Source organism: Streptomyces aureus (assembly GCF_001418135.1).
Taxonomy (GTDB): domain Bacteria; phylum Actinomycetota; class Actinomycetes; order Streptomycetales; family Streptomycetaceae; genus Streptomyces; species Streptomyces aureus_A.
The window spans coordinates 1-7,573 of the sequence record NZ_LIPQ01000396.1; the positions used below are offsets into that span (position 1 = coordinate 1).

6 protein-coding genes are annotated in these 7,573 nt (G+C 71.5%); 4 read left to right on the top strand and 2 right to left on the bottom strand.

Annotation, left to right across the window (positions count from 1 at the left end):
• From AOK00_RS28635 to AOK00_RS28645, 3 genes are all read left to right on the top strand, one after another.
• The coding region (locus AOK00_RS28635) for a sensor histidine kinase (protein ID WP_055603147.1) at positions 1-893 on the top strand (893 nt) is incomplete at its 5' end.
• Positions 894-1,046: 153 nt separating this feature from the next.
• Positions 1,047-2,426: an FtsW/RodA/SpoVE family cell cycle protein gene (locus AOK00_RS28640; protein WP_055603148.1), complete on the top strand. Its 1,380-nt coding sequence runs from the start codon at positions 1,047-1,049 to the stop codon at positions 2,424-2,426.
• Positions 2,427-2,454: 28 nt separating this feature from the next.
• Positions 2,455-3,930 (top strand): penicillin-binding transpeptidase domain-containing protein, encoded by a 1,476-nt coding sequence (locus AOK00_RS28645; protein ID WP_055603149.1) that lies wholly within the window; start codon positions 2,455-2,457, stop codon positions 3,928-3,930.
• Between the two features lie 142 nt (positions 3,931-4,072).
• On the opposite strand, the gene AOK00_RS28650 is transcribed toward AOK00_RS28645, so the two are convergent.
• The gene (locus tag AOK00_RS28650; protein ID WP_173861658.1) at positions 4,073-4,921 is read right to left on the bottom strand and encodes a hypothetical protein; all 849 of its coding nucleotides are present in this window, start codon (positions 4,919-4,921) and stop codon (positions 4,073-4,075) included.
• Between the two features lie 47 nt (positions 4,922-4,968).
• Positions 4,969-6,078, bottom strand: coding sequence for a ferritin-like domain-containing protein (locus tag AOK00_RS28655; RefSeq protein WP_055603151.1), 1,110 nt, complete (start codon positions 6,076-6,078; stop codon positions 4,969-4,971).
• A 192-nt stretch (positions 6,079-6,270) separates the two neighbouring features.
• Between AOK00_RS28655 and AOK00_RS28660 the strand changes: the two genes are divergently transcribed.
• Positions 6,271-7,215 carry an AurF N-oxygenase family protein gene (locus AOK00_RS28660; RefSeq protein WP_055603152.1) on the top strand — a complete coding sequence of 315 codons (945 nt, stop codon included), beginning with the start codon at positions 6,271-6,273 and terminating at the stop codon, positions 7,213-7,215.
• Positions 7,216-7,573: the final 358 nt, after the last annotated feature.

Sequence of the window (7,573 nt, forward strand, 5' to 3'; positions counted from 1 at the left end):
AGACGATCGACGCGCTCGACCGCTCGATCCTCGGCTCCTCCGTGCTCGCGATCGGGGCGACGCTGCTCGTGGGCGTCTTCGCCGTCACCCGGGTCACCCGGCGGCTGCACCTCACCGCCCAGGTGGCCCGCCGGATCAGCGCGGGCGATCTCGACGCACGCGTCGACGACCCCCGTACGAAGGACTCCTCGCGCCCGCAGGACGAGGTGGCCACGGTGTCCGGGGCGCTCGACACGATGGCCTCCTCGCTGCAGAGCAAGCTGCAGAGCGAGCAGCGGTTCACCGCCGACGTGGCGCACGAGCTGCGCACCCCGCTCACCGGCCTCTCCGCGGCCGCCGAGCTGCTGCCGGAGGGACGGCCGTCGGAGCTGGTACGGGACAGGGTGCGGGCGATGCGCGGGCTGACCGAGGACCTCCTGGAGATCTCGCGCCTCGACGCCCGCAACGAGACCGTCGACCTGGCCGTGCACGAACTCGGTCCGCTCGCCGAGCGGGTGGTGCGCGCCTCGGGCACCGAGACCGAGGTACGGGTCGTGCGGGACACGACGGTGGAGACGGACCGGCGGCGTCTGGAGCGGGTGCTGGGCAATCTGATCGCCAACGCGCACAAGCACGGGGCTCCGCCGGTGGTCCTGACGGTGGACGGCCCCGTGGTGTCCGTACGGGACCACGGCCCCGGCTATCCCGCGTATCTCCTGGAGTCGGGGCCGCAGCGGTTCCGCACCGAGAGCGGGGGCAAGGGGCACGGCCTCGGGCTGACGATCGCGGTGGGGCAGGCGGAGGTGATCGGCGCCGAGCTCGTCTTCGCGCGCGCCGCCGACGGCGAGGGCGCCGAGGCCCGGCTGCGGCTGCCGGAGTACGTGAGCCTCGTGGACGCGACGCCGGAGGACTGACGGCGCGGCCTCCCGGAAGGGCCGCGAGCAGGCTGAGCGGCCGCGTGGCCGGGAGTAGGAGAGCCGGCCCGAAATGCGCGGAACGGAACCGCGCCACACGGCACACCGCCACACAAAAGGGACATAGGGCATACCGCTTGCTACGTTGCGGCCATGACCGCACCGCGCACGGACGCTCCCCCGCCCGGGGTACGCATGCCGAAGCGCCGCGGCGTGGAACTCTCCCTCCTCGTCTGCGCCGTCCTCATCTGCGTCTACGGGTACGCCGAGGTCGGCCTCGCCCGCAGCGGGGCCGTACCGCCGGACGCCGCGCGCTACGGGGCCGGGCTCGGACTGCTCGCGCTCGTCGCCCACCTCGCGGTCCGGTTCCGCGCCCCGTACGCCGATCCGCTGCTCCTGCCGATCGCGGTCCTGCTCAACGGCCTCGGCCTGGTGCTGATCTACCGGCTCGACCTGGAGACGCCGAAGGACCAGGCGGCGGCGACGCAGCTGATCTGGTCGACGCTCGGGGTCACGCTCTTCATCGTGGTCGTGCTGCTGCTCCGCGACCATCGCGCGCTCCAGGGGTACGCGTACGTGTCGGTGGCCGCCGCGCTCGCCCTGATGATCCTGCCGATCTTCTTCCCGGCGGTGAACGGCGCCAAGATCTGGATCCGGCTCGGCGGTCTCTCCTTCCAGCCGGGCGAGTTCGCCAAGATCCTGCTCGCGGTCTTCTTCGCCGCGTACCTCGCCGCCAACCACAACGCGCTCGCGTACACCGGCCGCCGGATCTGGAAGTTCCAGTTCCCGACCGGGCGGGTGCTCGGACCGATCGTGGCGATCTGGCTGCTGAGCGTCGGCGTGCTCGTCCTCGAACGGGACCTGGGCACCTCGCTGCTCTTCTTCGGCCTCTTCGTGATCATGCTGTACGTGGCGACCGGCCGGACCGGCTGGATCGCGGTCGGGCTCGTCCTCGCCGCCGCCGGGGCCTTCCTCGTCGGCTCGCTCGAACCACATGTGCACAGCCGGGTGCAGGACTGGCTCGACCCGTTCGCCTCGATCCGGGCGGGGGACGGGCCCGGGCAGCTCGCCCAGTCGCTCTTCTCGTTCGCGGCCGGCGGGATGCTCGGCTCGGGACTCGGTCTCGGCCATTCCGTCCTCATCGGCTTCGCCACCAAGTCGGACTTCATCCTGGCCACGGCCGGCGAGGAGTTGGGGCTCGTCGGCCTGACCGCGCTCTTCCTGCTGTACGCGCTGCTCGTCGCCCGCGGCTACCGCGCCGGCCTCTCGCTGCGGGACCCCTTCGGGCGGCTCCTCGCCATCGGGCTCGCCTCGATCGTGGCGCTCCAGGTGTTCGTGATCGCGGGCGGGGTGATGGGCCTGATCCCGCTGACCGGGATGGCGATGCCGTTCCTGGCCCAGGGGGGGTCGTCGGTGGTCACGAACTGGGTGATCGTGGCCCTCCTCATCCGGGTCAGCGACTCGGCGCGCGCACCGCAGCCCGACGACGCCGACACGGGCACGCTCGCACCGGTGAAGGAGGGGGCCTCGTGATCCGGCCGCAGGCCCCGGGGGGAACCACGTGATCCGCTACGCCCGGCGGGCCGCCGCGCTCTGTCTCGTCCTTCTCGTGGCGCTCCTCGTCAACTCCGCGCGCGTGATGGTCTTCGAGGCCGAGTCGCTCGACGACAACCCGGCCAACCGGCGCATCGCGATCAACCGCTACGCGCAGCCGCGCGGCGAGATCGTCGTCGACGGGAAGCCCGTCACCGGCTCCCGGGACAGCGGACAGCAACTGCGCTGGGAACGGACCTACCGCCACGGCCCGTTGTACGCGCCGCTCACCGGGTACTCCTCGCAGACGTACGGCACGACCCTCGTCGAGCACGCCGAGGACGCGATCCTGGCCGGAACCGACCCGATGCTGGCCCCGCTGCCGCTCTGGAACGACCTCACCCGGGGCCGGCAGCCCGGCGGCGACGTCGTGACGACGATCCGCCGCTCGATGCAGGAGGCGGCCTTCCGGGGCCTCGCCGGGAAACGGGGCGCGGTCGTCGCGGTCGAGCCGCACAGCGGCCGCATCCTGGCGCTGGTCAGCTCACCCTCGTACGACCCGGGTGTCCTCTCCGGTACGGGGCGGGGCGTCAAGGACGCGTGGAAGCGGCTCACCACCTCGCCGAACCAGCCGATGCTGAACCGGGCGCTGCGGCAGACGTATCCGCCGGGCTCCACGTTCAAGATCGTGACGGCCGCGGCGGCGCTCGACGCGGGGGTGGTACGGGACGTGGACGCGCCGACGGACACCCCTGACCCGTTCGTACTGCCCGGCACCCGGCAGGTTCTGCCGAACGAGGCGAAGGGCTGCGGAGACGCGTCCCTCGCCTACGCGATCCAGTGGTCGTGCAACACGGTGATGGCCGGCCTCGGGGTGGAGGTGGGTCTGGAGGGGATGGCCGACGCGGTGGGGAAGTTCGGCTTCAACGACACGGGGCTGCGGGTGCCGTCCTGGGTGGCCACGTCCAACTTCGACCGGGAGATGAGCCCGGACCAGCTCGCGCTGTCGTCGATCGGGCAGTTCGACACGACGGCGACGCCGCTCCAGATGGCGTTGGTGGCGTCGGCCGTCGCCAACAACGGCGAGATCGCCCAGCCGTACCTCGTGGACCGCACGACGACCTCGGGCGGGACGACGATCGACCGCACGGGCCGCCGCAGTTACCGGCAGGCGATGAACCCGGCGACGGCGATGCAGCTCCAGCGGCTGATGGTGAAGGCGGTGACGGAGGGGACGGGGACGAACGCGGCGATCCCCGGTGCGCGGGTCGGCGGCAAGACGGGCACGGCCCAGCACGGCTTCGGCAACACCGGCACCCCGTACGCCTGGTTCATCGCCTGGGCACAGGCGGAGGACGCGGCCCAGCCGGCGGTCGCGGTGGCCGTGGTCGTCGAGGACGCGGAGGCGTCCCGTACGGACATCAGCGGGGGCGGCAGCGCGGCGCCGATCGCGAGGGCGGTGATGGAGGAGGCGCTGCGGCTGGAGGAGGAGGCGCGGGGGTAGACGCGGGAAAGGCGCGGGGTCGCGTGCTCGGGGCTGCGTCCCGGCGGCCGCCCGGCGCCTGCGCACCCTCCGCACTCCGCCCTCCGCCCTTTGCCCTCCGCACTCCGCACTCCGCACTCCGCCAGTCGGCAGCGGGCAGCCGTCAGCCGATCGGCTTGCGGATCTCCGCGCGGATCTTGGCCGTCTTCTCGGCGAGTCCGGCCAGGTCGATGTCCTTCGGGTCGGCCGTGGCCTCCCCGGCGCCGACGAGGGCGACGGCGGCGGCGGTGTTCTCGTCGCCCCAGGCGCACATGGGGAGGGTCGTCGTGCTGAGTCCGTCCCTCGACGTGGTGACCTGGCAGCTGACGGTCACCCCGTATCCGGCGGGTGTGAAGTCCCTGGGCTTGACGACGAGCTTGGAGCCCTTGTCCGTGGCGGCCCCCTTGAGGATGGACGAGCGGGTGGTGCCGGGGTTCTTGATCTGCCCGTACAGCCCGGAGAGGACGAGGACGGACCCGTCCTTGCCGCTGTACTGCCCGACCGCCGCCGTCGCGTCCTTCACGGTGAAGTCGGGGGTGTCCTCGATCTCCTTGCCCTGGGTGTCGGAGAGGTCGGAGACGAGGGTGAACTCACCGTCGAGGACGGTCTGCGGGACGACCAGCTTGTGCGTCGCCGCGGGGAAGGGACCGGTGACGCCGTCGAGCCCGGCCTTGACCCCGTAACCGATACCGGCGACCACGACCAGGGAGCCGACGACGATGGCGACGATCGCTCCGGCCGACAGCTTCTTCTTCGGCGGCGGCCCCATGGGCGGCTGCCCCCAGCCACCGGGGCCGGGCCCCGGGCCTCCGGGGTACTGCGGCGGAACACTGTGCTGGGGGTAGGCCTGTTGGGGGTGTCCGGCCGGGGGGAAGCCCTGCGGGGCGCCGTACGGGCCGGGCTGCTGCGGGGGCGGCACCGGCCCGCCGTACGGGTTGTGGGGCGGCTGGTTCGGCGGTGGCGGCATGGTCATGACGAGCACGCTACGTCACCTGTACGACAACCCGTTCTTCCGGGGAGTCAGCCCTGCGCGGCCCCGTCCGCGATCGCGTCCGCCACCTCCGCGACCCGGGCCTGCTCCTCCTTGGCGAAGCGCTCCGCGTCGAGCTGTTCCGCGATCTCCTCGTCCTGGGTCATGAGGAGGTCGAGATTGGAGTCGCCGAGGTCGAAGACGCCCATGTCGAGGTAGGCCTTCTGGAGGCGTTCGCCCCAGAGGCCGATGTCCTTGACGCAGGGGACGATCCGGCTGAAGAGCAGCTTGCGGAAGAGGTGCAGGAACTCGCTCTGCTCGGTCAGCTCCTCCGCCTCCTTCCGCGGGATGCCGAAGTTCTCCAGGACCTCGACGCCGCGCAGCCGGTCGCGCATCAGGTGGCAGCCCTCGATGACGAACTCCTCGCGTTCGCGGAGTTCGGCGTCGGACAGCTGCTTGTAGTAGTCGCGCAGGGCCATCCGGCCGAAGGCGACGTGCCGGGCCTCGTCCTGCATCACGTACGCGAGTATCTGCTTGGGCAGCGGCTTGTCGGTGGTGTCGCGGATCATGCCGAAGGCGGCGAGGGCGAGGCCCTCGATGAGGACCTGCATGCCGAGGTACGGCATGTCCCAGCGGGAGTCGCGCAGGGTGTCGTCGAGGAGGCTCCGCAGGTTGTCGTTGATCGGGTAGAGCATGCCGATCTTGTCGTGGAGGAAGCGGCCGTAGATCTCGGCGTGCCGGGCCTCGTCCATGGTCTGGGTGGCCGAGTAGAACTTGGCGTCCAGGTGGGGGACGGACTCGACGATCCGGGCGGCACAGATCATGGCGCCCTGCTCGCCGTGGAGGAACTGGCTGAACTGCCAGGAGGCGTAGTGCCGGCGCAGGTCGCCCCTGTCCTTCTCGGTCATCTTCGCCCAGTGCCGGGTGCCGTGGAGGGTCAGGACCTCGTCGGGGGTGCCGAGGGGGTCGTACGGGTCGACCTCCAGATCCCAGTCGATCCGGGTGGCGCCGTCCCACTGTTTGTCCTTGCCCTTCTGGTAGAGGGCGAGGAGGCGCTCGCGGCCCTCCTCGTACTCCCAGGAGAAGCGGGCGGCACCGGTGGCGGGGACCTGCCAGCTCGGGGTGGACGGGGCCGTGGTGTAGAGGTCGCGCGTCGACACTGACGCCTCCTTGGGGGAGTCGGGCCTTTCCCGTGGTGCGAGTCCTGCGGCCAGGCCAGGCTCACACGTTGGTAGACGGATCGTCAACAAGTCGCGCACAAGGGATTGACGGCGCTACTGACGGGCAGTCTGATAAATGGTGACCACCGGTGACGTCACGCCGTCGCGACGAGCCCAGCGAGGTGCGCAGCCATGACCCCCTTCACCGAGTCCACGGAGCCGGACTTCAGCCTCATCAGGGACGCCCTGGGGCCGCTGCGCGACCGTGAACAGGTCGCCGAAAGGCTCCTGGAGTCCTCCCGCAAGCATTCCTACGACCCCGATGTCGAGCTCGACTGGGACGCGCCGTTCGAGGACGGCAAGTGGTTCTGGCCGCCCGAGCTGCTCTCCCTGTACGACACGCCGCTGTGGCACAGGATGTCCGAGGAGCAGCGGCTCGCGCTCTCGCGCCACGAGGCGGCGTCGCTCGCGTCGCTCGGCGTCTGGTTCGAGATCATCCTGATGCAGCTGCTCGTCCGGCACATCTACGACAAGTCGCTGACCAGCCATCACGTCCGCTACGCGCTGACCGAGATAGCGGACGAATGCCGGCACTCCATGATGTTCGCGCGGCTGATCCAGCAGGGCGGGACCCCGGCGTACCCGGTGCCGAGGCTCTACCACAACCTCGCGCGCCTGCTGAAGACCGTGTCCACGACGCCGGGCTCGTTCGCCTCGACGCTGCTCGGCGAGGAGATCCTCGACTGGATGCAGCGGCTGACGTTCCCGGACGAGCGGGTGCAGACGCTGGTGCGCGGGGTGACCCGCATCCATGTGGTCGAGGAGGCACGGCATGTGCGGTACGCCCGCGAGGAACTGCGCCGTCAGATGGTGACCGCGCCCCGCTGGGAGCAGGAGTTCACCCGGGTGAGCTGCGGAGAGGCGGCGCGGGTCTTCTCGACGTGCTTCGTGAACCCTCAGGTGTACGAGGCGGTGGGCCTGGACCGGCGGGAGGCGGTCGCCCAGGTGAGGGCGAGCGGGCACCGCCGCGAGGTCATGCAGTCCGGCGCGCGCCGCCTGACGGACTTCCTGGACGACATCGGGGTGCTGCGGGGGGTGGGACGGCGGTTGTGGAGGTCGTCGGGGCTGCTGGCCTGACACGTGCGGCGCGGCGCGGCGCCTGCCGGATGGCGGGACCTCCGCGTGTGGAGGCTGAGGTTTTTGCTTTCACGCGCCGTGCCGACCGAGGGGGAGGCTGAGGCCCTCACCCGGTGCGCGGCCACGTCGCCTGCGGGCTGGGTGCGCACGCCCCACCCCGTGTGGGCAGTCGTCCCGCAGGGCGGGGCGGGGGGCGCACGCGACAGCGCCCCCTGCCGGGGCCAGGCCTCGCAGGCAGAGGGAGTTTGACGACAGGTCCCAGGCCCTTGCGCCTGGACGGTGCGCCGAAGGTGCGGCCCGGTGGTGGGGGGTGCAGGGGGCCGGGGCGCCGGCGAGCGCGCCGTCCGTTGTGCCCACC